The sequence below is a fragment of the Hyalangium ruber genome, from assembly GCF_034259325.1.
Lineage (GTDB): Bacteria > Myxococcota > Myxococcia > Myxococcales > Myxococcaceae > Hyalangium_A > Hyalangium_A rubrum.
This window is the reverse complement of record NZ_JAXIVS010000008.1, coordinates 404,378-430,310: the sequence shown is the minus strand read 5'-3', so window position 1 is coordinate 430,310 and position 25,933 is coordinate 404,378. Positions and strand designations below refer to the sequence as shown.

At 67.1% G+C, this 25,933-nt stretch carries 17 protein-coding genes and 1 pseudogene; 8 read left to right on the top strand and 10 right to left on the bottom strand.

Annotated elements, in window-relative coordinates:
- Window positions 1-181: 181 nt before the first annotated feature.
- Both SYV04_RS24705 and SYV04_RS24700 read left to right on the top strand, forming a co-directional pair.
- Window positions 182-1,060, top strand: a complete 879-nt coding sequence (locus tag SYV04_RS24705; RefSeq protein ID WP_321548336.1) for a hypothetical protein — start codon at window positions 182-184, stop codon at window positions 1,058-1,060.
- 153 nt (window positions 1,061-1,213) lie between these two features.
- The gene (locus SYV04_RS24700) at window positions 1,214-2,461 is read left to right on the top strand and encodes an SGNH/GDSL hydrolase family protein (RefSeq protein WP_321548335.1); all 1,248 of its coding nucleotides are present in this window, start codon (window positions 1,214-1,216) and stop codon (window positions 2,459-2,461) included.
- Between the two features lie 23 nt (window positions 2,462-2,484).
- Here the strand turns inward: SYV04_RS24700 and SYV04_RS24695 are convergent, their stop codons facing one another.
- Entirely contained in the window at window positions 2,485-2,976 is a 492-nt protein-coding gene (locus SYV04_RS24695) for a GNAT family N-acetyltransferase (RefSeq protein ID WP_321548334.1), read from the bottom strand.
- Window positions 2,977-2,981: 5 nt separating this feature from the next.
- On the bottom strand, window positions 2,982-5,651 hold the full coding sequence (locus SYV04_RS24690; RefSeq protein WP_321548333.1) for a phosphoenolpyruvate carboxylase: 2,670 nt from the start codon (window positions 5,649-5,651) through the stop codon (window positions 2,982-2,984).
- A 153-nt stretch (window positions 5,652-5,804) separates the two neighbouring features.
- On the opposite strand from SYV04_RS24690, the gene SYV04_RS24685 reads away from it, so the two are divergent.
- The 3 genes from SYV04_RS24685 (at window position 5,805) to SYV04_RS24675 (ending at window position 9,766) form a co-directional block, all read left to right on the top strand.
- Window positions 5,805-6,803 carry a hypothetical protein gene (locus tag SYV04_RS24685; protein WP_321548332.1) on the top strand — a complete coding sequence of 333 codons (999 nt, stop codon included), beginning with the start codon at window positions 5,805-5,807 and terminating at the stop codon, window positions 6,801-6,803.
- A 162-nt stretch (window positions 6,804-6,965) separates the two neighbouring features.
- A complete protein-coding gene (locus SYV04_RS24680) occupies window positions 6,966-8,774 on the top strand; it encodes a CocE/NonD family hydrolase (protein WP_321548331.1) in 1,809 nt (602 codons plus the stop codon).
- 188 nt (window positions 8,775-8,962) lie between these two features.
- Window positions 8,963-9,766, top strand: coding sequence for a hypothetical protein (locus SYV04_RS24675; RefSeq protein ID WP_321548330.1), 804 nt, complete (start codon window positions 8,963-8,965; stop codon window positions 9,764-9,766).
- Between the two features lie 87 nt (window positions 9,767-9,853).
- Here SYV04_RS24675 and SYV04_RS24670 read toward each other — a convergent pair whose 3' ends face one another.
- The 7 genes from SYV04_RS24670 to SYV04_RS24640 form a co-directional block, all read right to left on the bottom strand.
- Window positions 9,854-10,438, bottom strand: a complete 585-nt coding sequence (locus SYV04_RS24670) for an Isoquinoline 1-oxidoreductase subunit (protein ID WP_321548329.1) — start codon at window positions 10,436-10,438, stop codon at window positions 9,854-9,856.
- 8 nt (window positions 10,439-10,446) lie between these two features.
- On the bottom strand, window positions 10,447-12,579 hold the full coding sequence (locus SYV04_RS24665) for a xanthine dehydrogenase family protein molybdopterin-binding subunit (RefSeq protein WP_321548328.1): 2,133 nt from the start codon (window positions 12,577-12,579) through the stop codon (window positions 10,447-10,449).
- Window positions 12,576-13,043, bottom strand: coding sequence for a (2Fe-2S)-binding protein (locus SYV04_RS24660; RefSeq protein WP_321548327.1), 468 nt, complete (start codon window positions 13,041-13,043; stop codon window positions 12,576-12,578). Before SYV04_RS24660 ends, SYV04_RS24665 begins: the two co-directional genes overlap by 4 nt.
- A gap of 113 nt (window positions 13,044-13,156) precedes the next feature.
- A complete protein-coding gene (locus tag SYV04_RS24655) occupies window positions 13,157-14,209 on the bottom strand; it encodes a hypothetical protein (RefSeq protein ID WP_321548326.1) in 1,053 nt (350 codons plus the stop codon).
- Window positions 14,210-14,330: 121 nt separating this feature from the next.
- Window positions 14,331-16,388, bottom strand: coding sequence for an FG-GAP-like repeat-containing protein (locus SYV04_RS24650; protein ID WP_321548325.1), 2,058 nt, complete (start codon window positions 16,386-16,388; stop codon window positions 14,331-14,333).
- Window positions 16,389-16,598: 210 nt separating this feature from the next.
- Entirely contained in the window at window positions 16,599-19,784 is a 3,186-nt protein-coding gene (locus tag SYV04_RS24645; RefSeq protein ID WP_321548324.1) for a response regulator, read from the bottom strand.
- A 308-nt stretch (window positions 19,785-20,092) separates the two neighbouring features.
- Entirely contained in the window at window positions 20,093-20,884 is a 792-nt protein-coding gene (locus SYV04_RS24640) for a DNA alkylation repair protein (protein WP_321548323.1), read from the bottom strand.
- An 89-nt stretch (window positions 20,885-20,973) separates the two neighbouring features.
- Here SYV04_RS24640 and SYV04_RS24635 point away from each other — a divergent pair, with 89 nt between their 5' ends.
- Window positions 20,974-21,579, top strand: coding sequence for a Crp/Fnr family transcriptional regulator (locus SYV04_RS24635; RefSeq protein WP_321548322.1), 606 nt, complete (start codon window positions 20,974-20,976; stop codon window positions 21,577-21,579).
- On the opposite strand, the gene SYV04_RS24630 is transcribed toward SYV04_RS24635, so the two are convergent.
- Window positions 21,557-22,222, bottom strand: coding sequence for a DUF4386 domain-containing protein (locus tag SYV04_RS24630; RefSeq protein WP_321548321.1), 666 nt, complete (start codon window positions 22,220-22,222; stop codon window positions 21,557-21,559). The genes SYV04_RS24635 and SYV04_RS24630 overlap by 23 nt on opposite strands.
- A gap of 96 nt (window positions 22,223-22,318) precedes the next feature.
- Between SYV04_RS24630 and SYV04_RS43650 the strand changes: the two are divergent.
- Window positions 22,319-22,531: pseudogene (locus tag SYV04_RS43650) on the top strand (hypothetical protein); the annotation flags it as partial.
- A 397-nt stretch (window positions 22,532-22,928) separates the two neighbouring features.
- Window positions 22,929-25,928 carry a Kelch repeat-containing protein gene (locus tag SYV04_RS24625; protein ID WP_321548320.1) on the top strand — a complete coding sequence of 1,000 codons (3,000 nt, stop codon included), beginning with the start codon at window positions 22,929-22,931 and terminating at the stop codon, window positions 25,926-25,928.
- The last annotated feature ends 5 nt before the right edge of the window (window positions 25,929-25,933 follow it).

Sequence of the window (25,933 nt, the reverse complement as noted above, 5' to 3'; positions counted from 1 at the left end):
GCTCCCGGGACCAGCGCTGCAAATCTGGATTCATCATGTGAGCGTGCTCTACCCCGTCCCGTGCCTTCCCGCCGTACTTGCGAGTCAAAGTGTCGGCTGTCTTCCAGGCTCGGTTCAAGAGCCCCCGTGCGCTCCATGTGTCGTGTTACCCCCCGTCCTTCTCGATTGTCTGGGAGTTCCGATGCGCGCACGCCTGATTCCGCTGTGGGGAGCCCTCCTCTTGGGAGCGCTGGGCGGTCTCGGGTGCAGTGACAAGGGGCCAACACCGGGGACTCCGAGCCCCGGCACCGACGCGGGAACGCGCGATGGAGGCTCTCGGCCCGAGGAGGATGCGGGGCACGAACCCGTCCCCTCGCCCTTCACGTGCGAGGTCTCGCGACAGCGCGGATGTGACGCGGGGCAGAGCTGTCTCTTCCGCCAGCTCGAGGATGGAGGCACCGGCAGCCAGTGCTTCGGCGGCGCGTGCGATCCGGTGCGCCAGGACTGCCCCGACGGCCAGCGCTGCACGTACGTGCGCGGAGACGGCGGCACCTGGCGCGAGTGCGTGGCGGAGGGAACGGCGGACGAGGGCGCGCCGTGTCAGCTGGGCGCTTCGGAGCCGCTGGGGATCGACACCTGCAAGAAGGGGCTGTTCTGCACGGATGTGGCGCTCGCGGATGGCGGCACCGGCTTCCAGTGCGCGCGGCTGTGCCACGACACGGCCTCGTGCGCCGCGCCGCGTGAGTGCAATGAGGTGCTCCGGCTCCCGGGCACGGTGGAGCTGCCGTTGATTTGCGGCGCCCCATCCCAGCGCTGCGATCTGCTGGCCCAGGACTGCGAGAGCCCGCTCAGCTGCTACCCCACGACGGACTCGGCCCTGTGCGCGAGCACCGGGAACCTGAGCGAGGGAGCGACCTGCGAGTTCTCCAACCAGTGCGCGCGAGGCAGCGCCTGCGTTCGCACGGGAGAGGGGCTCACCTGCCGCCCGATCTGCCGCTACCCGAGCGGCCAGCCAGGCTGCGCCCGAGGTACCTGCCAACCCCTACAAAGCAACGCCGACGCTGGCGCTTGTGTCCCCTGAGCACCCCACGCAAGGCCCGTCCTCTCGCCTGGGTACCAGACAATGGAACCTCGCGTTTGAACTGAGCGCTCTCTACTCGGCTATGTAGGACATGCCCAAGTTGCCCTCCGAGAGGGGGTTGGGATGGGAGCAAAAGCGAGACTTGGGCTCCTGGTGAGCCTGCTGAGCCTCGGGCTCTGGAGCGGCTGCGGACCTGGAGCCGAAGACGTTGCCTCTCCGGACCCCTCCTCCGACGCCGAGCCACCCGCCTGGGTGGAGGACTCCATCGCTCCGGTGCCACCTCCCCTCGATGGGCTGGAGGTGGCACCCCCGCTCGTGCTGCATGAGCGGGAAGAGGACCGGCCCACACCGCCTCGGGTCCCGGCGATCTCGTTCCAGCCCGGCTTCCATCAGGCGCTGCGCTGGTCCCACAGCGTGGGCTCCCTGACGACGTTCCGCATGCGCATCCCCATCGGCCGCGCGGGAGACCGGCTGCGGGTGACGTTCCGCTCGGGAGACAGCGGCCTGACGCTGCAGAAGGCCACCGTGGCCCATGCGGGCCCCAGTGGGGCGCTCGCGTCGGCGCCCGTCCCCATCACCTTCTCGGGCTCCTCCGGCTTCAGCGTGGGAGCGCGCGTCCGCGTGACGTCCGATCCGATCGACTTCCCCGTGGGCTTCCGGGACGAGCTGTACGTGTCCTTCGAGGTGAAGGGAGCGCTGTCCGTGTCCGCGATCAACGCGTTTCCGGGCAGCTTCGCGCGCTCCGGCGCGCACGCCAGCACCCCCAGCGCCATCGGAGGCGCTTCGTGGCAGCGCGCCATCGGGGTCGCCACCATCGACGTCGAGGGTCCAACGGGCCGCGTCTTCCTGGCCCTGGGTGACAGCATCACCGAGGGCTACATCGACACCTACAATGACATGCGCAACGCGTGGCCCACGCTCGTCCAGGCGCAGCTGGGTGTGCCGGTCATCAACGCGGGCGTGAGCGGCCAGGGCTTCTGGGGCGCGCTGGATACCCTGGACCAGGAGGTCCTCGCGCTCTCGGGTGTCACCGACTGCCTCATCCTCCTGGGGACCAACGACTTGAGCGCGGTGACCGACGAGCAGCTCCAGGCGCGGATGACCCGTCTGCTCGACCGGCTGCAGCCTTTCTGCCAGCCGTGGGTCAGCACCCTGCTGCCCAAGGAGAAGTCGAACCACGGCAACTACGAGGTGGTGAAGGCAAGCCGGCTCGTGTTCAACGCGTGGGTCCGCGAGCAGAAGCGCGCCCACGTCATCGACCTGGAGGCGGTGACGCGCCAGCCCAACAACATCCACCTGTTCATCGACGGGCTGGAGGTGGACGGCATCCACCCCAGCGCCGAGGGCCACCGTGTCATGGCCGCCGAGGCCACGCGCGTGCTGCGCGACAACGGGCTCTGATTCCGAGTCGGAGCGTCGGGCCGCTACAGCTCCCGCTCCCATGTCTCCGCGAGCTGCCCGGGACCAAAGAGCGGATCCGGCTCGGAGTGGACGAGCTGGAAGCCCGCCCTCTCATAGAGGGTGCGGGCGCCGGTGAGCACGCTGCTCGTCCACAGGGTGATGCGCTTGTAGCCAGCTTGCCGGCTGAAGCGCAGGCACTCGTCCACCAGCCGGGCGCCGATCCCCAGCCCACGCGCCTTGGACTCCACCAGCAGGAGACGGAGCTTGGCCACCTCCTCCGTCTTCTTCACGAGGAACACGGAGCCCACCACCTCTCCGTCCCGCTCGGCCAGCCAGCAGCGCTCGCGCTTCGGATCCAGGTTCTGGATGAACTCCGCCACCACGCTGGCCACCAGCGCCTCGAAGCGCTCGTCCCAGCCGTACTCCTGGGCGTAGAGCACCCCGTGGCGGTGGACGACCCAGCCCATGTCGCCCGGCCGGTGGGAGCGGAGGATGTAGGGGACTTTCTCAGTCATGGAGCTCAGCCCGTGTTGCGCATGCCCGCGGCGATGCCGTTGAGCGTGAGGAGCAGCGGACGATCCACCTCCTCCTGGCCGGCGCGCTTGCGCCGCAGCAGCTCCACCTGGAGGAAGGACATGGGGTCCACGTAGGGGTTCCGCAGGGCGATGGAGCGCTGGAGCTGGGGGTTGTGGTCCAACAGCCGCGCCTCGCCCGTAATCCGCTTCACCAGGCGGCGCGTGCGCTTGTACTCGGCGCGGATGCGGCGCCACAGCGGCCGGGTGGACTCGGGTGCCAGCGTCGCGTAGCGCGAGGCGATGGCGATGTCGCTCTTGGCCAGCACCATCGTCACGTTGTCGATGACCGTCCGGAAGAAGGGCCACTCCCGGTACATGCGCTTGAGCCGCCCCAGGCCATCCGGCTTGTCCACGAAGGCCTCCAGCGCCGAGCCCACGCCGTACCAGCCCGGCAGGATGGCCCGGTTCTGCGTCCACGCGAACACCCAGGGGATGGCGCGCAGCGACTCGAGCCCTCCCGCCTTGCGCTTGCTGGGACGCGAGCCGATGGGCAGCGCGGAGATCTCCTCCACGGGGGTGGCCGCCAGGAAGAACTCGACGAAGCGCGGATCCTCCCAGACCAGGGAGCGGTACTCGCGCCGGCCCGTCTCCGCCAGCGTGTTGAAGATGTCGCGGAAGGCCGCCTCGTCCGCCTCGGAGGGCCGGGGCTGGGCGTCCATCGTGTGCAGCAGCACGCCGCCGAGCACCAGCTCCAGCGTGCGCCGCGCCAGCTCGGGCCGCGCGTACTTGTGGTCCAGCGCCTCACCCTGCTCCGTGGCCTTGTAACCGCCCACCAGGCTGCCCGGAGGCAGCGCGAGGATGGCCTGCTGGGCGGGCCCTCCTCCGCGCGCCACGGACTCGCCTCGGCCGTGGAAGAGGCGCAGGGGAACCCCCGCCGCCTTCGCCACCTGGTTGAGCGCCACCTGGGCCCGGTAGAGCGCGGCGGCCGCGGCCAGCAGCCCCACCTCCTTGCCCGAGTCGCTGTAGCCCACCATCACCTCCTGCACGCCTCGGGCTTGCAGGTGACGCCGGTAGGCCGGGTCTGCGAAGAGCGCCTCGAGCACCTTCGGGCCGTCATCCAGCGCGCCGAGCTGCTCGAACAGCGGCACGATGTCCACCGTGGCGCAGCCGCGCTGCGCGTCCCAGAGGCCCGCGTGGCGCGCACACCGGAAGGCCGCCAGCACATCGTCCGCGGTGCTGGCCATGGAGAGGATGAAGGTACGGCACGCCTCCTCGCCTGACTCGGTCTGGGCCTCGCGCACCCGCTCCAGCACCGCGAGCAGCCGCTCGCCCCCTTCCGAGGGCGCGGGCCCGCCATTGAGCGAGGCCGCGGCGCTGATGGCGTCCTCGGCCGGCACGCGGAACTCCAGCTCCGCCAGATGGAAGCCCATGACGCGCACCCGCTCCAGCACCCGCCGCACGTTCCGGACTCCCGCGCGCGCCGACTTCACCTGCAGGAGCGTGCGCTCGATGAGCTCCAGATCCTGCAGCAGCTCCGCGGGAGAGCGGTAGGCCTCGGGCGCCATCGGCTCCGTGCGCCCAACGCGCTGGCCCTCCACGTACCGGAGCGCCAGCTGAAGCCGAGCCTCCATGAAGCGCAGCTTGCGACGCCACGGCTCACCCGCCGTGCGCGGCCCCTGCCGCCGCGCCACCTCGGGCAGCCGCGCCCCATCCTTCTCCAACGAGGCCTGAAGCTCCTCAGGAGTGGTCGCGTGGCGGTCCGACTGGGACAGGTTGACACCGAGGGACTCGATGTCGCGCAGCAACATGCGCAGGCCACGAGCCCGGTGAGCGCGCAGCGTGTCGGCCAACACCTCGGGCGTCACCAGCGGGTTGCCGTCCATGTCCCCGCCCACCCACGAGTGCAGCCGCGCGGGCGAGGCGATGGGACCCAGCGGCTCCGCGTAGGCATGCTCGAAGGCCCAGGCGATCACCTCCGGGAGCCGCGCGAGCTGCTCGGCGAGCACCTCCTCCACGTACCAGAGGACGTTCTTCACCTCGTCGCCCACGGTGGGCTTCATGCGCCGCAGCTCGTCCGACTGCCAGAGGGCGGTGATCTCCTCGCGCATGGACTCCAGGTTGTCGGCCATCTCCTGGGGCGTGAGCGAGCAGCGGTCGCGCTCCTCGAGCAGGCGCTGAATGCGGTAGAGCTTCTCCAGCAGCGTGCGGCGCGCCGCCTGCGTGGGGTGCGCGGTGAGCGTCAGCGTCACGTGCATGGTGCGCAGGGCCTCGCGCACACGCTCGGCGGGGACGCCCGCTTCCTTCAGCTTCTGGAACGCGGCCTCCAGGGAGCCACGCTGGGGCAAGGCCTCCGGATCGCTGGCATGGGCGCGGGTGCGGCGGATGCGGTGGTGCTGCTCGGCGAGGTTGACGAGCTGGAAGTAGACGGAGAAGGCGCGCAGCACCGGCTCGGCCTGCTCCAGGGGGAGGTCTCGCAGCAGCGCGGCGAGCTCGCCCGCGGTGGCGCGGCGCCCCGGTTTGGGGCCTCGGCGGCGCTGGATGGAGAGGTGCCGGACCTGCTCCTCCAGATCAAACAAAGCCTGCCCTTGCTGCTCGATGAGGACTTCACCGAGCAGCCGGCCCAGGAGGCGGACATCGCGGCGGAGGGGTGGATCGACGGAAGACAGACGCGCCATGGCGGCGGGACTCTATCTGAATCGGGAGCGATTCACGGGCCGAGTGCATCCTGGTCCGCGTCAAATAGCCGGGCCCTGCGGGTGTCCAGCGAGTAGGACCGCTCGCGCGATGAGGAGTTGAGGGAGCCGAGAGCCTTGCCATAGGGTCCGGCCATGACGAAGGGCGTGAAGATCACCCTCGCAGTAACGGCGGCACTCGTCGGTCTTACCTTCACCTGCTGCTTCGGCACCCTGGTGCTCGGACTGGTGGGTGGCGAAGAGACGACCCCAGCGGCGGGAATGCGCACGAGCGGGGGCGCGGGCTTCACCTTCGCGCCCCCCTCGTCGTTCCAAAAGGTGGGCGAGGACCGCTGGCGTCGCGAGCAGCGTGACGACACCGAGGTGTACTGGGTCGAAGTGAGGCGGCTGCCCCCCCTTGCGGGGCTCGAGGGCGCCGAGGAGAAGCTCTCCGCGCAGTGGCGAAAGCTGCTCAGCGGCGCCTACGAGCAGGTCCACGCACCGCTGGTGCAGCGCCGCTTCGTGTCCAACGGCGCCCGGGCGTACTTCGGCCGCGCGCGGCTGCTGCGACCTGGAAACCCCGAACCGGTGATGGTGAGCCTCTACCTCGTCGAGGCCGATGAGCGCCTCGAGCCGTTCCTCGTCGTGCAGGGCTGCGACACCACGGCGATGGGCTCGCAGATGATCATCAGCTTCTCGTTCCCGAAGACGCACGCCTTCGTCGAGGAGCTGCTCGCCACGGTCCAGGGCAGCCCCACGGGCGGGCCGCTCGTCTCGGATGACGAGGTGACCGGCCACTTCGTGTTCGGCGACACCAACACCGCGCAGTGGATCAACACCGTCACGGGAGCGACCTCGATGACCGCGGTGGCACGCGCCGTCGACTTCACCTTCAACGACGACCACACCTACACATACGCGTTCACCGGCGGCTCTGGGCAAGTGGGCGCCATCCAGTTCGCCACCGACAAGGACCAGGGCCGGTGGAAGGTAGAGCATGACCTGCTGGTGCTCACCGGCGAGAAGTACGCGCACAGGTACTTCATCACCGGAGCCCCCCGTGGCCCCGACGGACAGCAAGTGCTGCTGCTTCAGTCCGAGCCCACGTGGTCCTTCTCGCCGAACGTGGAGAGCGAGGTCTACGTGAGGAAGTAGCCCCATCGGGCGCGATTCACGGGCCGAGTGCATCCGGAGCCAGACGAGCCCACCCAGAGCGGAGCCCGGACGCGTGTACACTCCGCGGGAAGTTGGTCAAAGTTCGTGGCAACCCCAGGAGGGGCACATGTCCGTCTTCAACAAGCAGATGGCCGGCCAGCGATGATGCGCACCCCCCTTCTTGTCCTCATCTTCGTCATGTGCGCGCAGACCGCGCTCGCGGCAACGAAGACCGAGGTGATGGTCCCGATGCCAGATGGCACGAGGCTGATGACGGATATTTGGAGGCCGGATCCGGCGCAATTTCCTGGGCCGCGCCCGGTCATCCTTCGTCGCACGCCCTACGGCCGCGGGTTTCCGTTCCCCCAATCGCTCCTCGTGTGGAACCTGGCGGATCTGAACGGCTACATCGTCGTCTCCCAGGACGTGCGCGGGCGGGGAGGATCCGAGGGGACGTTCCTGCCCTTCTTTACCGATGCCGTGGATGGTCCGGCGACGATGCGCTGGATCGAGCAACAAGCCTGGTGCGACGGCAACATCGGCTCCTTCGGCGCCTCCGCCGAGGGCATCGTGCAGCTCCTGGCGCTCCCAGATGCGCCGGATTCGCTGCGCTGTGCCCACGTACAGAATGCCTCCGACAACCTGTATGAATCGCTCATGCCAGGAGGCGCCTGGCGAGCCGAGTTGACGACGTCTTGGCTCAACGGCTTTCCGACGCCGACGACACTCGCCGCCTGGCGCGCCCACGAAGCCAAGAGCAGCTACTGGGACCCGGTGATCGTCGATGCGACCGAGCGCAGCCGAATTCGCGCTCGCGTGTACATGACGTCAGGGTTCTTCGACGTCTTCGCGCTGCAGCAAACAGCGGCATTCTCGCACTACGTGACGGACTCGGCGCCGGGCTCCGGTCACACACTGGTGCTCGGCCCCTGGACGCACGGCGACGCGCAGACTCCGGTCGGTGAGCTCGCCTACGCAAACGTGGCCGCGCCGACGGACGACAACCTCGCGTTCTTCAACCATTGCCTCAAAGGGAAGGGAACGCCCACGTGGCCGTCGCTGCGCTACTTCGTCACGCAGATCAGCGATGACGGTGTGGCCGCGACCGGAGAGTGGCGACAGGGCACGCTATGGCCGCCTCCGGGGAGTGTCCTGACGCCCTGGTATCTCACCGCTGCGCAAGCCGTCACGACGTTGACCGTCGATCCTTCGAACCCGGTGCCGACCGTGGGCGGGTCGAACCTCTCCGTGGCGGATGGTCCTCGCGATCAGTCGGCGATCGATGCGCGCGGCGATGTGCTGACGATCACCACTGCGCCGGGAACTTCTGACTACGAGATCATCGGCAACCCCAAGGCCCGGATCTACGCTGCAAGCGCCACTGCGGATGTCGACGTCGTCGTGCGACTGACGCAGGTCGCGCCGAGTGGCAAGTCGATCCTGCTCACCGACGGCGTGCGCCGTGGGCGCTTCGTCGCAGATCCGTCTGTGATTACGCCGCTCACGCCGGGAGTACCTGTCCCGTTCGAGCTCGACCTGGGTCCGGTTGCCGTGCGGGTGAAGGCTGGCCACAGCCTCCGCGTGGCGATCAGCGGGACGAACTCGCCGCACTATGAGGTGAATCCAAACGTCGCCGAGCCGCTGTCCTCGTCGCCGACACCCGTGACGACGACGCTCTCCATCTACACGGACCCGGCGCACCCAAGCGTAGTCACCTTGCCCGTGGCGAGCGGAACACCGCCGCTGCCACCACCACCGCCGCCACCACCACCACCACCACCACCACCGCCCGCTGAGGGCGGAGGCGGAGGCGAAGGTGAGGGACCGGGAGAAGACGAAGACGAAGTCGACGCGGGCGCTCCCGCAGGCTGCAACTGCGAATCGGGCCCCGCCCAGGCTATCAGCGTGTGGATGGCCGTCTGCGGCATCTGGGTGCTGCGCCGCCGCCGTCGTCGCGACCGCGTTGCTTGATGTGACTACCTTCGGTGATGGCCAGCGCCCCCCTTTCCCCACCCAGCACGGCAATCCGCTGGCCCTGTCCCATGTCCCGGTCGAAGCGTTTCCTATAAAACCGTAAAAATAGGCTGTGGCCGAAAACAGGGGAGTCGGGTCTTTCTCGCGAAACACCCCTCAAGCCTTCTCTCCTGGAGCCACACCCCATGAACCTGAGTCGGAAGATCCTGTCTGTGTGCTTTGCACTTACCTTCTTCGCCGCCTGTGGCGTGGCCGAGGAGGAGCAGGGCCTGGAGCTGGGCCAGCAGCAGGCTGCGGTCAAGGCGGGCAGCGCCACGGCGGCCCGGGGCACCGATAACGGCACCAGCCTCTCGGCCACCGCCGAGGTGACGGCCAACACCTGCACCAGCGAGGAGGCCGCGCAGGTGGACATCGCCGGCACGGTGACCACCACCGGCTCGGTGGACTCGGTCATCATCACCGCCTCCATCGACGGCGGGGACCGGGTGCAGATGGGGCTCATCCAGCCCCAGGACTTCTTGCATGACGGCCGCATCAAGACGGCGGGCTACGCGCTGTCGGTGAGCCTGCCCAACGGGGAGCACACCGTGCAGGTGTGCTTCACACAGAGCGGCTCGCAGGGCCGCGAGCCCAAGGAGACGTGCGCGGCGCCCATCACCGTCGTGGTCGACTGCGCCCCGGACAACGTCTGCGAGGGCATGGAGCCGTTCGGCAACCTGGTGGGCAACCCCAGCCTGTGCACCGGCCGCGGCCCGCCGCACATCCCGGTCCACGTGCGCGGCGACTTCGGCGAGAGCCCCTCGCTCACCATCTCCGGCCCGGAGGGCTTCTCCTACTCGGCGGCCATGAACCACGCCGGTGAGAGCTGCATCTACCAGTATAACTGGGATGCGGAGGCCAACGGCGGCGCGGGCACCTACACCTTCACCGTCTCGGGCAACGGCCACACGCTGAGCTTCACCGCGGAGCTGGCCTGCCGGAGCCGCTAATCCGCTCCCTCCTCTCAGGATGACGAAGGGCTCCCAGGTGGAACCGGGAGCCCTTTGTCTTTTCCCTTACGGCGCCTTCGTGCCCGATCAGTTGGGGCACGGGGCGCCAGCGGCAGCCCAGGTCTCCCACGCGGCGATGAACGTCGCGTACGGCGTGGACACCGGCGCGCGGCCAAAGCCCGGGTCCCACCCCCATTTCACGAGCGGGTCCTCGAGGTGAATGCGGAGCGCGGCCATATCCAGGCCACCGTTGCGCGCCGGGTCCTTGACCTGTTCACACAATGCACGCGGCTCGAGGCCGACGAACACGAGCTTCTCCTCGGGCTTCGGCATGTGCCAGCCCTTGATCGAGCCAGGCGGGACATGGAGGCCATAGTTGCTCGGAGGATTCGCCGGGCCGTGGCACGTCGTGCATTCGGCACCCGCCATGCCGTGCCCCGTGGGCCCGCGCAGCACGCGCATCGCGTGTACGCGGCCCTCGTCGCCCTGCAGCGGCGCATCGCCCGCGGGATGGCAGTTCTGGCAGCGCGGGTGCTGGAGCACCGCGCGCACGGTCGCGAATGCAGCCACACCGGTGGCCTGGTCCGGCTTCTCGCCCACGGAGGGCGTCGGCACTGATTTGCCGCCGCATCCGGCGAGCACGAGCACGAGCGTCACGAAGGTACGCATCATCGGAAGTCCTATGCGAGGCGCAGCGGCAGCGTGCGCAGCCGTTGCTTGGTAAGCGCGAACACCGCGTTCGCGACGGCGGGCGCGATGGGCGCGGTCGCTGGCTCGCCAATGCCACCCATCTTCGCGTCACTGGCGATCACGTGAACACTGATCTTCGGCATCTCGAACATGCGAAGCGCGGGATAGTCGTGGAAGTTGCTCTCGACGACCTTGCCGCCCTCGATGGTCAGCTTGCCGTGGAGCGCCGCGGTAAGCCCGAACGCGATCGAGCCCTGGACCTGAGCCTCGATCCCCAGCGGGTTGACCGCGGTTCCGCAGTCGACCGCCGCCGTCACCGAATGGACCTTGATGCGTCCACCCTCGACCGAGACCTCCGCGACCTCGGCGATGATCGAGCCAAACGACTCATGCACCGCGAGGCCACGCGCCCGGCCCGCTGGGGCGGGCGTTCCCCAGCCCGCCTTGGCCGCGGCCGTCTCGAGTGCGCGCGCGAACCGAGGCTTCTCCTTCAGAAGCTCCAGGCGATACGCGAGCGGATCCTTGCCGGCGGCGTGTGCCAGCTCGTCGATCATGCTCTCCATCGCGAACGCGGTGTGGGTGTGCCCCACGGAGCGCCACCACAGCACGGTGATCGGCGTCTTCGGGGAGTGCAGCGAGACGTGCTTTGACTTCGTGGTCTCGAGATAAGGCGAGTCGGCGATGCCTTCGACCGACGTCGCGTCGATGCCGTTCTGGACCATGAACTTCTCGAACGGAGTGCCAGCGAGGATCGACTGCCCGACGATGACGTGATGCCACGCCGCTGGCATGCCCGCCTTGTCGATGCCGACGCTGACGCGGTGGACATACGCGGGGCGGTAGTACCCGCCGCGCATGTCGTCCTCGCGCGTCCAGATGACCTTGACTGGCACACCGGCCGCCTTCGCGACGATCACGGCCTCGGACACGAAGTCCGACGCCGGGTTGGCGCGGCGGCCGAAGCCTCCGCCAAGGAAGGTGGTGTGGATCGTGACCTTGTCGGGCGTCGTGCCCAGGATGTGCGCCGCGGTGGCCTGATCGACGGTCTGGAACTGGGTACCCGTCCAGATCTCGCAGCGATCACCGTCGATCTTCACGGTGCAGTTGAGCGGCTCCATCATGGCGTGCGCGAGGTACGGCACCTCGTACGACGCCTCGAGCTTGCTGGCGGCGAGGTTGATCGTTTCCTTCACTTTGCCGGTGTCGGCCACGGTCGCGCCCTCGCCAAGTGAGAGCTTGCGGTACTCGGCGAGGATCTTCTCGGAGCTGGCACCACCGTCCTCGGGGGTCGACCACTCCGCGCGGACGGCATCGCGACCGAGCTTCGCCGCCCAGAAGTGGCTGGCGACCACCGCGACACCGTTCGCGGTCTGTACGACCTTCTCGACACCTGGGACCTTCAGCGCATCGGCACTGTCGAACTTCACGAGCTTCGCGCCGAACGCCGGCGGCCGCAGCACGACCGCGGTCCGCAGGCCGGGGAACGAGACGTCCATCCCGAACTGTGCCTTGCCGTTGATCTTCTCGGGCGTGTCGAGCCGGCGTACCCGGGTGCCGATCAGCTTCCAGTCCTTCGGCTCCTTGAGCTTCACCGTCTTCGGAGGCGACAGCTTCATCGCCGCCTCGGCGACCTCGCCGTACTTCAGCGTCTTGCCACCGAAGGAGATCACGCCATTGGCCGCGGTGAGCTTCCCTGGCGTGGTCTTCCAGCTCGCTGCGGCTGCGCGCAGGAGCAGCGCCTTCGCCGTCGCGCCAACGTTGCGGTACCGGTCGAACTCGCCGTGCGTGGTCGTTGACCCGCCCGTCATCTGGATGCCCATGGCGGGGTGGCCGTAAACCGGCGCGGCGGGTGCGTGCTCGCAGCGCACCTTCGACCAGTCACAGTCGAGCTCTTCCGCGATCAGCATCGCCAGGCCAGTCCAGATTCCCTGGCCCATCTCGGAGTGCGCGAGCAGTACGGTGACCGAGTCATCACTGCCGATTCGCAGGAACGCGTTCGGGGACGGCAGCGGCTGCGCGGCCTTGGGCGCGGCATGCACGAGCTTTGGTACATAGAAGCTGATCACCAGCCCCGCCGTACTCGCCGCCGCACCGGTGAGAAATCCTCGTCGCGAGACTGTCACTTGGCACCTCGCTTCAACCGCACGGCGAGCCGGACCGCTTCGCGCACGCGCTCGTACGTCCCGCAGCGGCAGATGTTGCCCGACAGCGCGGCGTCGATGTCGGAGTCCGTCGGCTCGGCCTTCTTCTCGAGCAGCGCCACGGCCGTCATGATCTGACCGGACTGGCAGTATCCACACTGCACGACATCCGCCTCGGCCCATGCACGCTGCACGGGGTGCGAGCCATCCGGTGACAGCCCCTCGATCGTCGTGACCTTGCGCGCACCGACGCTCGAGACGGGTGTGATGCAGGAGCGAACAGGCTTGCCGTCGAGATGCACCGTACACGCCCCACACTGCGCCATTCCGCAGCCGTACTTCGTCCCGCTCAGTTGGAGAAGGTCACGCAGGACCCATAGCAGCGGCATGTCGCCGCTGGCTTCCACCTCGCGGACCGCGCCATTGATGTCGAGCTTCATTCCCATGCCACGCCTCTCGTCGTTGTCTCAGGGATACGAATGGGGTTCACGTTGGGCTGCGAGGTCCGCCACCAGCAATGACCCCAGCATACACAGTTTGGCCCCGCCGAAAGGCCCTGCTATGGCTCCGGCACGCCCGTCAGGTAGGCCCGGCGGATGGCGTGCGCGCACAGGCGCGACTTCTCTCCCTCGTTGTTGGCGAGGAGCACCCGGGAGCGGGCCAGAATCATGTACTGCGTCTTGCCAGCGTCCACCCACGGGTAGAACCCGAACTTTCCCGGCGAGGAGTGGCCCGTCAGCGTCCAGGCGCCATTGAGCCACTCTCGCTCCAACCAGTGCCCGAGCCCGTAGAAAGCCCTCTGGCTCGAAGACCAGGGCGTGAACGCCACGCCAGGACCGCCCGCGTAGGCCGGCACCGCGTCCGACACCAACTGGGAGGACATGGCGTATTGGTTGTTGAGCAGCTTCTGGAGGAAGAGGCGGTAGTGCGCCGCGCTGCCGTGAAATCCTCCGGCCACGCTCACGGCGTTGTCGGACTCGGGCAGGCTGGTGCTCAACCACTTGTTGACCCAGTCCATGACACTGGCGAAGCCCGTACCCGACCGGATGCCGATGTCGTCCGCGGCCAGCTTCTGCATGTGCCCGCCGTCGTAGTAGTACTTGCCCTCCTGGGAGGCATTGTAGGAGACGTTCTTGTAACTCGGGCCGTAGCACGCCGAGACGGTCGTCCCCGGGTCTCCACACGTCGCGTCAATGCCTTCGAGGTAGCCGCTGGTGAAGTTGAGCCGCCTCTTCTCGTTCGGGGTGAGGTTGGCGTAGCCCTTGGACTGCAGGTAGGCGCTCGCATAGAGCCACTTGCTCGCGGAGGCGAGCGGCATCTCCGTGAATGCGCCCACACCGGTGCCTCGGGACAGGCTGAAATGCACCGTGGCCCCGTCGCCCAACTCCCAGTGGAAGTTGCCCAGCGTATCGCAGTGCTGGGAGGTGTTGGCCGTGTCCACCGCGGCCTGCTGATACACCGTCAGAGCCGCGCTTGAGGTGTTCGGAGACACGGCGGCGAGGGGCTCGAGGCCCTCCTCCGAGGGCCCACAACCGCCAAAGCCCAGCGCGAGCAGTCCGGCCGCCGAGATGAGACTCCACTGCCCAGTGCGCTTCATTCCAGTCCACTTCATGGATGCGTTCCTCCAGGGTTCGGTTCCTCGAACCCGGGAGGCGGCCGCGAGTTGCGGGAATTTCGCATCGAGGTGGGGAGGAAAGCAGGCGCCACGAGGGCTGACCGGTCTCCTCGCTGATTCAGTAGATGAGCGCTACGGGCACGGCCGCCCATCCACCAGCGCCCACCGCCGCGAGGTCCGTCCGCCCATCTCCATTGAAGTCGCCTGTTACCACTGTACGTGTCGCCGAGGCCCAGCTCTGGAAGTACGGGATGTACTCATTGGGCGAGCGGAAGGAACCATTGCCGTTGGAGATCGCCATGGGCAAGGCTCCCCAGCCGTCAGCACCCACGGCCGCGATGTCCGTCCGCCCATCTCCATTGAAGTCGCCTGTCACCACCGTACGCGTCGCAGCGGCCTGGGTTTGGAAGTGAGGAATGCCCTCGTTGACCAACTGGAAGGAGCCATTGCCGTTGGAGAGCGCTACGGGCAAGCCCGACCAGCCGTTGGCGCCCACCGCTGCGAGGTCCGTCCGCCCATCCCCATTGAAGTCGCCCGTCACCACTGTACGGGTCTCCGCAGCCCAGCTCTGGAAGTAAGGGATGCCCTCATTCACCAGGCGGAAGGAGCCATTGCCGTTGGAGAGTGCTACGGGCAAGCCCGACCAGCCGCCAGCGCCCACCGCCGCGATGTCCGTCCGCCCATCTCCATTGAAGTCGCCTGTCACCACCGTACGGGTCTCCGCAGCCCAGCTCTGGAAGTAAGGGATGCCCTCGTTCACCAGGCGGAAGGAGCCATTGCCGTTGGAGAGCGCTACGGGCAAGCCCGACCAGCCGCCAGCGCCCACCGCCGCGATGTCCGTCCACCCATCCCCATTGAAGTCGCCTGTCACCACCGTACGGGTCTCCGCAGCCCAGCTCTGGAAGTACGGGATGCCCTCATTCACCAGACGGAAGGAGCCATTGCCGTTGGAGAGTGCTACGGGCAAGCCCGACCAGCCGCCAGCGCCTACCGCCGCGATGTCTGTCCGCCCATCCCCATTGAAGTCGCCCGTCACCACCGTACGGGTCTCCGCAGCCCAGCTCTGGAAGTAAGGGATGCCCTCGTTCACCAGGCGGAAGGAGCCATTGCCGTTGGAGAGCGCTACGGGCAAGTTCGACCAGCCGCCAGCGCCCACCGCCGCGATGTCCGTCCGCCCATCTCCATTGAAGTCGCCTGTCACCACCGCGCGGGTCTCCGCAGCCCAACTCTGGAAGTGCGGAATGGCCTCGTTGACCAGAATCTGCCGCGAGTACAGCTTGATGGAGGCGTTCACGTCCGTGTTGCTCAACCCGTTGCGCTGGCCGATGGACTGGCCCCCCAGCGTCTCGAGGGTGGGCTGCCCATTGGCGGAGAACGCGTAGGCCCCGTAGTGCATGATGGAGTCGAAGTCGTAGCCGAACACATCCTCGCCATTGCTGACCTGCTTGTCGAAGTTGTGCGCGTAGCCGGCCTGGATGTTCTCCCACCGGATGCGCACGTGGGCGTCGCGGTCCTCGCGGCTCTGCTCGTGCCACAGACCGATGGCGTGGCCGATTTCATGGATGGTGCTGCCCGTGGAGCAATTGGCCGCCAGGTTGATGGCCTGCTGGCCGCCTTGCATTCCCACCCACGAGTTGCACCCGTCGCCGGGCTGGAAGGTGACGTAGTTCGGGTAGATCGCCGCATTGCTCGCCGTTCGCAGTACGAAGCGCAGTTGCGTCTTCGACTGCCAGTGGGCGATGGCGTCCGTCACCCGGTTCTGGCTGGGGAGGTTCGGGTTGATGGTGTACGGCACCACCGCATCAGGCCACCTGTAGAACGCGCCGCTGATGGCCACGCCTTGCGCCCGCACTCCTTGGGACTGGGGCCCTCCCTGGGCCTGGACCTCGCGGGTGAGTGCCTCCACCTGCTCCACACTCCCCAGCAAGATGTCGCCCTCCAGCACGGCCATCCCATCCACGTCGGCGTAGCGCACCGCCTCGAACCGCTCCCGGGCTCCGTTCCAGATATAGCCCTCGCGCACGGGCGCGTCGGCAGAGACCCAGGCGCTCTCGGGGTCACTCCAGGCCGGACGCGTCTCCGGCTGTCCTGCCTCGGGGTTACAGGCGGTGAGCAGGAGGCCGGCCATGGCCATCCACGTGGTGCCGGGTACAGCCTTCAACTTCTTGAGCGACATGGGGAATGAGCTCTTTGAGAACGGGTTGGACGCGCCCCCTTGTGCAAGGGGGGAGCCAACCCGGGCGCGGGCCTGTCTCAGAGGGGTACACCCGCAGGAGAAAGTGCCGCCAAGCCTGGAGCGCGTCCACCTTGAACACGGGCGCGTCCCAAGAGGACGCACAGGAGCAAAGCTATCGGCTGCGGCTGGGCCGGGAGATCGCCTCAGAGGCTAGCGCTTGCGCGTCCGCTGGACCGTCTTCATGACCAAGGCCGCTGCCAGGTCCTTGGGCGTGTAGGGCTTCAGCAGCACCACGGCGTCCGCCAGGCCCGATTCCGCCGATGCCGCGTCGTCGCCACTGGCGAAGATCACCCTCAAGTGTGGCCAGCGGGCGACCGCCTCACGCGCCAGCTCTGTGCCTGATCGCCCCGGCAGCCCCACGTCGGTCATGAGGACATCCGCCTGGCAGGTGGAAAGCGCGGCGAGCGCGCTCTCGGCGTCCTGGGCCTCCACCACCACGTGCCCCTGGTCCATCAGGTACTCGGCCGTGCTTGAACGAATGAGTTCGTCGTCCTCAACCAGCATGATCCTGAGGCGACGTGGCACGTCCTCCGCCGCCGGGGGTGGGGCGGACGCCTCGGTCCGCTGCTGCTTCACCAGCCGATGCTGCGCCTCGTTGCCCAGCACGTGCCGCACCTTCCGGGCCAGGGCTTCGCGCGTGTAGGGCTTGGAGAGCAGCTCCACGCCCGCGTCCAGCCGCCCATGGTGGACGATGGCGTTCTCGGTATAGCCCGAGGTGAACAGCACCCCGACATGCGGGAGGCGCTCCTTGGCCTTGCGGGCGAGTTCCGGGCTCCGCAGCGGGCCGGGCATCACCACGTCCGTGAACAGGAGGTCGATCGGGATTCCGCTCTCGATGACGCTCAGGGCACTGGCCGCATCGCGGGCCTTGAGCACCCGGTAGCCGAGCTCGGAGAGGAGGCTGACCGCGGTCTCCCGCACGTCGTCGTCGTCCTCGACCACCAGGATGGTCTCGGTCCCGCCGCGCACCGGCGTCTTGCTGATGTCGGTGAGGACGTCCTCGCCCTGGGCGACGCGCGGCAGGTACAACCTGATGGTCGTGCCCTCGCCGACCTCGCTGTAGATCTTGATATGGCCGCCGGACTGCTTGACCAGTCCATGCACCATCGAGAGTCCCAGACCGGTCCCCTTTCCTTCCGGCTTGGTGCTGAAGAAGGGTTCGAACACGCGCTCCAGGATGTCCGGAGGAATCCCCGTGCCGGTGTCGGTGACGGCGATCATCACGTATTGACCGGGCTTCACCTCCTCGTGCTGGCCCGCGTACTCGTCGTCCAGCAGGGCGTTGCCCGCTTCGATCGTCAGCCGGCCGCCGGACTGCATGGCGTCCCGAGCGTTGATCGCCAGGTTGAGGATGGCATTCTCGATCTGATTCGGGTCGACCAGGGTGTTCCACAGCCCGCCCGAGACCACGGTCTCGATCTCGATGTCCTCGCCCAGCGCTCGCCGCAGCAGATCGTCCATGTTCTTCAGCAGGCGGCCCAGGTTCACCGCCTTGGGCTCCAGCGGCTGACGACGGCCGAAGGCCAGGAGCTGCGAGGCCAGCTTCGAGCCTCGCGCCACCCCGGCCATGGCGTTTTGTACGCGGGTCTCGGCCCGGGCGTTGCCGGCGATGTCCTTCGCCAGCAGTTGCAGGTTTCCGCTGATCACCTGCAGGAGGTTGTTGAAGTCGTGGGCGACGCCCCCTGTGAGTTTGCCGAGGGCCTCGATCTTCTGGGCCTGACGCAGAGCCGCCTCCATCTGCCGCCGTTCCGCTGTCTCCCGCTGCAGGTGGTCGAGCGCTTCCGCCAGCTCGTCCGTGCGCGCCGCGACCCGCTGCTCGAGCGTCTCGTTCAGGCGCTGCAGTTGCTCTTCGGCGCGCTTCTGGTGCGTGACGTCGTAGCCGTCGACGAAGATGCCGGACACTTTGCCGTCCGGCGCCAGGATCGGCTGATAGACGAGGTGGACGAAACGCTCCTCCAGTGCATCGCCGCGCGTGCGCTGGAGCATCACCGGCATGTTGCGGCCCACGAAGGGTTTGCCCTTGGCATAGACCCCGTCCAGCAGCTCGAAAAAGCCCTGGCCCTCGATCTCCGGCAGGGCCTTGCGCACCGGAAGGCCGATCAGGTCGCGGTGGCCGACCAGCTGCAGGTAGGCGCTGTTGACCAGCTCGAACACGTGGTCCGGGCCGGACAGGATGCACATGAAGCTGGGAGCCTGATGGAACAGCGTGCGGAAGCGGTCGCGCTCCTGGGTGCGCAGCTCGACTTCGGAGGTCAGCTGCTCATTGGCCTGGCGCAGGACCTCGGCCGCCTGCTGGCGTATCTTCACGGCCTCTGTCAGCACCGCAGCCCGCTGGCGCGCGGCTTCGTGTGCCTCGGCGCTGGCCAGGCTGGACGCCACTTGCCCCACCAAGAGATTCAGGAACGGCACATAGCTCGAGTCCGCCGGGCGGTAGGGGTTTAGCCCGATGATCATCGCTCCTCGCGGGCGCTCGCCCCCCTGGCCGATCAGCGGAACCACCGCGGCGGTAGTTGGCGGCTTGTCCCAGGCACCCGTCGGCAGGGCCTCGCGGCTGTAGAGGTCCACCGTCACGTTTGCCTCGCCGGCCCAGACGGAGCTCAGGTCCCAGATGTCACCGCTTGGGGCCAGGGTCTCAGGCGCGCAGCCGTGGCCGGGCTCAATCCCAGTCGCACAGGCCAGATGCCCCCGGCCCTCCTCGTCGAACAGATAGGTCAGACTGAAGGGGAGATCGTGCAGATTGCCGCCGAGCCCCTCCCGAACGGCGTCGATCACCTCGGACCGGAGCGAGGCCGGAGCGAGCCGGGACGCCAGCTCGCGGAGTGATGCCAGACGGCGCTCGCTGATCACCCGGTCCGTCTCTTCCGAGACGGCGCAAAACACCCCTTCCACCTTGCCGCTGTCGCCGATCAGCGGGCTATAGGAGAAGGTGTGGTAGGTCTCCTCGGGATAGCCGTTGCGGTGCAGGACGAGCAGCAGGGCCCGGTCCCAGGTCGACTCTCCCCGCTCGTAGACAGTCCGCAGGCGGTCTTTGACGTCGTCCCAGATCTCGGCCCACAGGATGCGGGTCGGCATCCCGAGTGACTTCGGGTGCTTGACTCCCAGCGTGGGCCGGTAGGCGTCGTTGTAGAAGAAGTGGATGTCGGGACCCCATCCCAGCCACATCTCGAACCGCGAGGTGAGCAGCAGCCGAAGGGCCACCTTCAGCGCGTTCGGCCAGTTCTCCGGTGAGCCCAAGGAAGTGGAGGCCCAGTCGTGGGCTCGCATCAGTCTGGCCATCTCGCCGTCGCCGACGAAGATGTCGGCGTAGGGTTCCTGCTGCTGAGCCTTCGATGTCACGAGATACGCTCTCCACAAGGAAACAGCACCAGTCAGGCGCAGAGACAGGCTGCCTTTACCCCGAAATGAAGGATGAACAACGGCATTCCCTGCCCCCGACTGGCATGCCCCGGGCCGCGGGAGGAAGCGCAGAAAACCCGACACTCCGGTCCGTTGGAGACCGAACTGGCCGCCTGGCATTCTGAACTCTCGTGGACAGTGTGCGGACTCGCACAGGACAGGATGGCGGCGTTGTCACGATGCGACTCTCGAGAGACACCATGAGCCGAACCATCCTGCTGGGCGCCATTGGCGCCTGGCGCGTGATGTCAGCGCGCCCCCTTCCGGGCAGCGGGCCTCTTCCCGGTGCTCTTCTTCCTGACCGGAGCGGCCTTCGTCTTTGCGGTCGCCTCCATCGCCTTTCGTGCCTCGGTCTTCTCGCCTCGACGCAGCGCGAGCGACGCCGCGATCCACTCCGGTGCGTAGCTCGACGTGCAGCCCTTCGGGATCGGTCGGGGGTCCCACCGGCCGAGGCGCTCGCCGATGGCGATGGCCTCCCCGGTGTACTCGGGCAGGTGGAGGCCGATCCAGACGAGGCAGAAGTTGATGCCCTCCTTCACCCGGTACGGTGCGGGCGGCAACTCACGCTCGATGCGCGCGAGCGTCGCGCGGACGTCGAGGTCCTTCGCGAGCCCGCGCGCGATGCGCCCAGCGAGGAGCTTCCACCCGGCGCGGCGGGGGAGCTCCTTGCTGCCGTCCATCCACCGCACTTGCAGCGCCTCGGCGATGGGCGCATGCACGAGCACGCGTCCGACGAGTTCGTCGACCAGGGTCGGGTTCGAGAGCGGCTCGAGGAGCGCGCGCGCCTCCTTCTCGGTGAGCGCCTCAGGATCGAGCAGCATGCACGCGAGGATGCGCGCCTCGTGGTTGCCCGTCGCCCACAGCTCCAGGCCGAGCCCGTGGTTCGTCCCGAGCGCCTCCGCGAGGCCACGGATCTTGCCGAGCAGCACGCCGAAAACGTTGTCCCCCGCGCCATCGCGCACGTAGCGCTGGCGCACCTTCTCGTCACCATGAGCCTCGAGCTGCTTCATCACCTGGGACAGCGTCATCGTTTTCGGCATGCGAGTCTCCTCGGGTACAGTCTTCTACCCGATTGCCTTGGCGGTCATGCTCGCTTTCACGGGGTTCCCGCCGGTCGCGCAGTGCTCTCATGAAACGCAAGCTCGTCGACTACTTCCACCGCATCTCTCCTCTGTCGGACGAGGAAGCCCAGGCCATCCTGGACAGCATGGTGGTGAAGACCTGTCCGAAAGGCACGCACTTGCTCATGGCGGGCCAGGTCTGCACCGAGGCCTACTTCGTCCTCCAGGGCTGCGTCCGCCAGTACTACGTCGTCGACGGTGAAGAGCGGAGCAACGGGTTCTTCACCGAGGACGAATGGGTCCTCTCGATTCAAAGCATGATGAACCAGACCCCCGCGGATCACTTCCTGGTCTGCGCGGAAGACACCACGCTGGTGGTGGGCACCGGGCAACGCGAGGGAGACCTGTATCGACGCTTCCCTCGCTTCGAGAGCATCTCCCGAATGGTGATGCAGAAGGTCCTGGCGGAACAGCAGGAGTGGTTCGCTTCCCATCTCACCGATACCCCGGAGCAACGCTACCTCAAGCTCTCGAAGACGCGGCCGGACATCCTCCAGCGGATTCCCCAGTACCAGCTGGCCAGCTACATCGGCGTGAAGCCCGAGTCACTGAGCCGGATCCGAAAGCGTATCGCCACGCGCGGCAAGCCGGCTACGTCGCGACGGAAGGCGTGACCGTCCGGAACCCCTTGGCGATGAGCCAGCCGCCGAGGAACAGCTCGAACAGGCCCCCGGGCCCGGAAAAGAAGATGCCCCACGGCAGCCCGAAGAGCTCGAGCACGGACCCCAGAGCCAGCATCCCGTAGCCCACCGCGCCCACCAGCGGGAGCAACGATGGAAGAAGCCGGGAGCGGTACAGCGACAGGCAGAACACCACGCTGCCGGCCCCTAGGATGATCATCGCGAGCTGGTACGCCCAGAAGTTCCCCTTCGAGAGAAGTTTGGACAGGGTCACCAGCTCCGGCGTCGTCTGCCCTTGCGCGGATTCTCCGAGCTGAAGGATGCACAGAAGGAACACCACTCCGACGATGAGGATCAGCGCCTCCATGACCCGCGTGCAGACGTATGCGACGGCGATGCTCAGGCTCCGCTCGCGGAGTATTGGAAAGAACAGCACGCCAATCCCGACGACGGTGATGGAGTTCAACAGGAGCAGCAGCGCGCCCCCGACGAACAACGTCCTCTGACCGGCCACCACGGCCAGGTGCTCCGGCTCCGTCAGGACGGAGGTGACGAGCGCGGTGCCGATGCCGTAGGCGAAAAACGGAAGGAGAAAGAGAATTCCCAGGGAGCGGGAGTGAAGGCGGGTGGTGTTCATCTCGAGGGCTCCAGAACGTTCAGCGACGTTGTGGCCTCGAGAGTAGAGGGGGGCGCCCTCGCCCGCATTGATGAGGGTTAATTAACCGGTTCCCCCCTCCCCTTCGCTTACAGGGTGCTTCTCTTCTGCATCCTGCTGCCCTTCGGGCTTGCCGATGCACTCGGCTGGTTCACACCTGTGCTCGCAGGGGCCGTTGCCTACACCGCCGAGAGTAGGAGCCCACCTTGGAGGCAGGAGAGCCGCTTACACGACAGACCGGGCGGCAGGCAGGCCACCACGTGCCAGGGAGTGCCCTATTCAGACACGTGACAGGTGTCCGGCATACTGCTCCCTCCCCACCCATCCTGCCACCGACGTCATGTTGCCCTCTGCATCGCGGCACCTTCCGCTACTCCTATGCTTCCTGCTGGCGTGTTCTCAGCCCATCGACTCTCTGGGTACCGAGGGTGAGCAGGCGCAAGAACTCAGTGACCGTCAAGGCTTGGATGCCCCAAGCACCGCTAACTTCGTTCCAGGATGGAAGCTGACAGGCTCACCGTCGAAGCCCCGCCTCGATCACGCCATTATTCCTCTGCCAGATGGCAAAGTCCTCCTCTTGGGGGACAGCCATGCTTCAGACACCACCGAGATCTACGATCCCTCTACCGGCTCTTGGGCTCTCGCCACGCCCATGGCACAGGGGCGCACCGCCCCCACCGTAACCCTGATGCCCAGCGGCAAGGTCCTCGTCGTGGGCGGTCACAACGGCCTCTACACACAACCTCCTAGCCAGCCCCGGAACACCGTCGAGGTGTATGATCCGGCCGCCAACGTCTGGACCTTCACAGGTCCTCTCTCGCAGGGGCGCTACGGACACACCGCCACGCTGCTCCCCGACGGAAAAGTCCTCGTCGTAGGAGGCTTACCGAGCAACGTCGCTGCCACCGCCGAGCTGTACGACCCAGAGACCGGAGTCTGGTCTCCCGCAGGTTCTCCGGTACATCGCCGTTCGTATCACACGGCCACATTGCTCACGGACGGCAAGGTCCTCGTCGTGGGCGGCTACCAAGAAAGCTCCACCGCCGAGTTGTACGACCCATCCACCAGAACCTGGACCCTGACCAGCTCTCCGAAACAGCCTCACGACTACCACACCGCAACCCTGCTACCCGATGGGAAGGTCCTTGTCGTGGGCAACAACCGAAGCGAACCCACCGCCGAGGTCTATGACCCGACAACCGGAGTCTGGTCCTTCACAGGTTCTCCGGTACAGCGCCGTGCGAGTCACACCGCCACATTGCTTACGGACGGCAGGGTCCTCGTCGTGGGCGGCGCCTGGAGTACCGCCACTACTGAGATCTATGATCCGGCCACTGGAGTCTGGTCCCCCACGGGTACTCTGGAAGAACGCCGCGTCCGCCACGCTGCCGCGTTGCTCCACAACGGTCAGGTCCTCGTGGTGGGCGGGGTCACCAGTGGCTCCTCCGAGGTCTACGATCACGTCATCGGAGTTTGGGCTCCCACAAGACCTCTAATACAGACCCGCGCCGCTCACGCCGCCACACTGCTCTCCGACGGCAAGCTCCTCGTGGTGGGAGGATCATCGAAGCTCCCCGCCGAGGTGTACGATCCCGTCACTGGAACTTGGTCCGCCCTAGGTTCTCTTCCTCTAGGCCTCTCTTCCTATTACCCCACGGCCACGCTGCTCCTGGACGGCAAGGTTCTCGTCGTGGGAGGTTCATCGAGGCGCACTGCCGAGGTGTACGATCCCGTCACTGGAACCTGGTCCTCCACAGGTCCTATGGCACAGGCGCGCTCTCAACAGACGGCCACACTGCTGCTCGACGGCAGAGTCCTCGTCGTAGGAGGCTCACCAAGCAGTGGCGCCGCCACCGCCGAGGTGTACGATCCGGTCACTGGAACCTGGTCCTCCACAGGTTCCCCGACGCGCGGGCGATCCCTGCACACCGCCACTCTCCTCTCGGATGGCAGGGTCCTCGTAGTGGGAGGCTCATCGAGTCTCACCACCGCCGAGGTATACGATCCCGTGACTGGAACCTGGTCCCCCACAGGGTTCCTGACGCGCGGCCGCTTCGGCCACACCGCGACTCGGTTGCCGAGTGGCAAAGTCCTGGTGGTGGCAGGATCATCCGCCGGCAGCAGCGCCGAAATATACGACCCGTCCACCGGCGTCTGGGTTCCCACGGGTCCTCTGGTACAGACCCGCACCTCTCACGCCGCCACCCTGCTGCCCGGCGGCAAAGTCCTCGTGGTGGGTGGATACAACAGCTCCGGTTATCTCGCCTCCGCCGAGGTCTTCAATCCGGCGACGGGGCTATGGGCCTCCACAAGCGCACTGGCGGAGCCCCGTGGCAGGCATACCGCCACCTTGCTGCTGAGTGGCCAGGTCCTCGTAGTGGGCGGGCAGAGCAACCCATCCACCTCCTTCTCCTCCACCGAGCTGTACACGGAGGCTCAGCCAGGAGCGGACGCGTGGCCTCCCGTCGTCACCGACGTGAGTCCTCTCCACCTGGAGCCTGGCACCCCCCTCACCGTGCGGGGCAAGCGCTTCCGCCACGGAACCGAGACCGGCACCGACCAGCAACCGTCTTCCCCCATTGACTACCCATTGCTGTCCTTACGCTCGATCGAATATCCCCACTGGGTGGCGCTGAGCGGGTATGACTCCTCGAATACTTCGCTGAGGGCGACCCTGCCCTCCCTGCCGAGCGGGACGTATCTGCTGACGCTCAGCACGCGCGGGCTGACCTCCACCCAGATGCTCGTGGTGAGCAACACCACCCCTCCGGACACATCCCTAGAGCTCCAGTCGACTCCCTCGTTGGTGACTCAAGCCACGACGGCTGCGTTCACGTTCACGTCCGACGCCGTGGATCGCGGCAGCTTCGAGTGCAGGCGGGACGGGCAGGACTCACAAGAGCAGGGTTTTACTCTCTGCTCCAACCCCCTGAATTACTCCTCCCTCTCAGAGGGTGAGCACACCTTCGAGGTGCGCACGCGGGACATCGCGGGCAACAGGGACCCCTCTCCTGCCACGTATCGCTGGACGGTGGACCGCACATCGCCCAAGACCGAACTCGAGCTGGCTTCGACACCCTCGAGCTATACCCGTGACACGACCGCCGGCCTCTCGTTCTCCTCGGAGCAAGGTGCGTCTTTCGAGTGCAGTCTGGATGGCGCTGCCTTCACCGCCTGCGCGCCGCCCTTCCACTACTCCTCCTTGGAGGATGGTCAGCACACCTTCCAGGTGAGGGCCATCGACAGGGCTGGCAATGTGGATCCCGACCCCAGCACGTATTCCTGGACAGTCGATACCGTGGGCCCAGAACACCCTGAGCTCCTCGTGCCAGCGCCGGACCAGGAGTTCTTCACGAACCAGCCCATCTTCTCCGGCACCGCCGATCCTGGCAGCACCGTAAGGGTCTCTGTCGACGGCGTCGAAATCGGCGAGACCCAGGCAACCGACAGCGGAGCATGGGAACTTGCCTCCCCGTCGCTCACGTGGAGCACACACAGTCTTTCGATCACGGCCACCGATCTGGCTGGCAACACCAGCGACACATCCCCCGAGGTGTCTTTCACGATCGCCCTGCGCAGCTATTACGGAATGGGCTGCACTGCCAGCCCACCCTCCTGGCAGGCAACCTGGCTCTGGGCGCTCCTGCTGTTTGGGCTGCTGCAGTGGCGCTCGCGCCGGCGATCCTGAGTCAT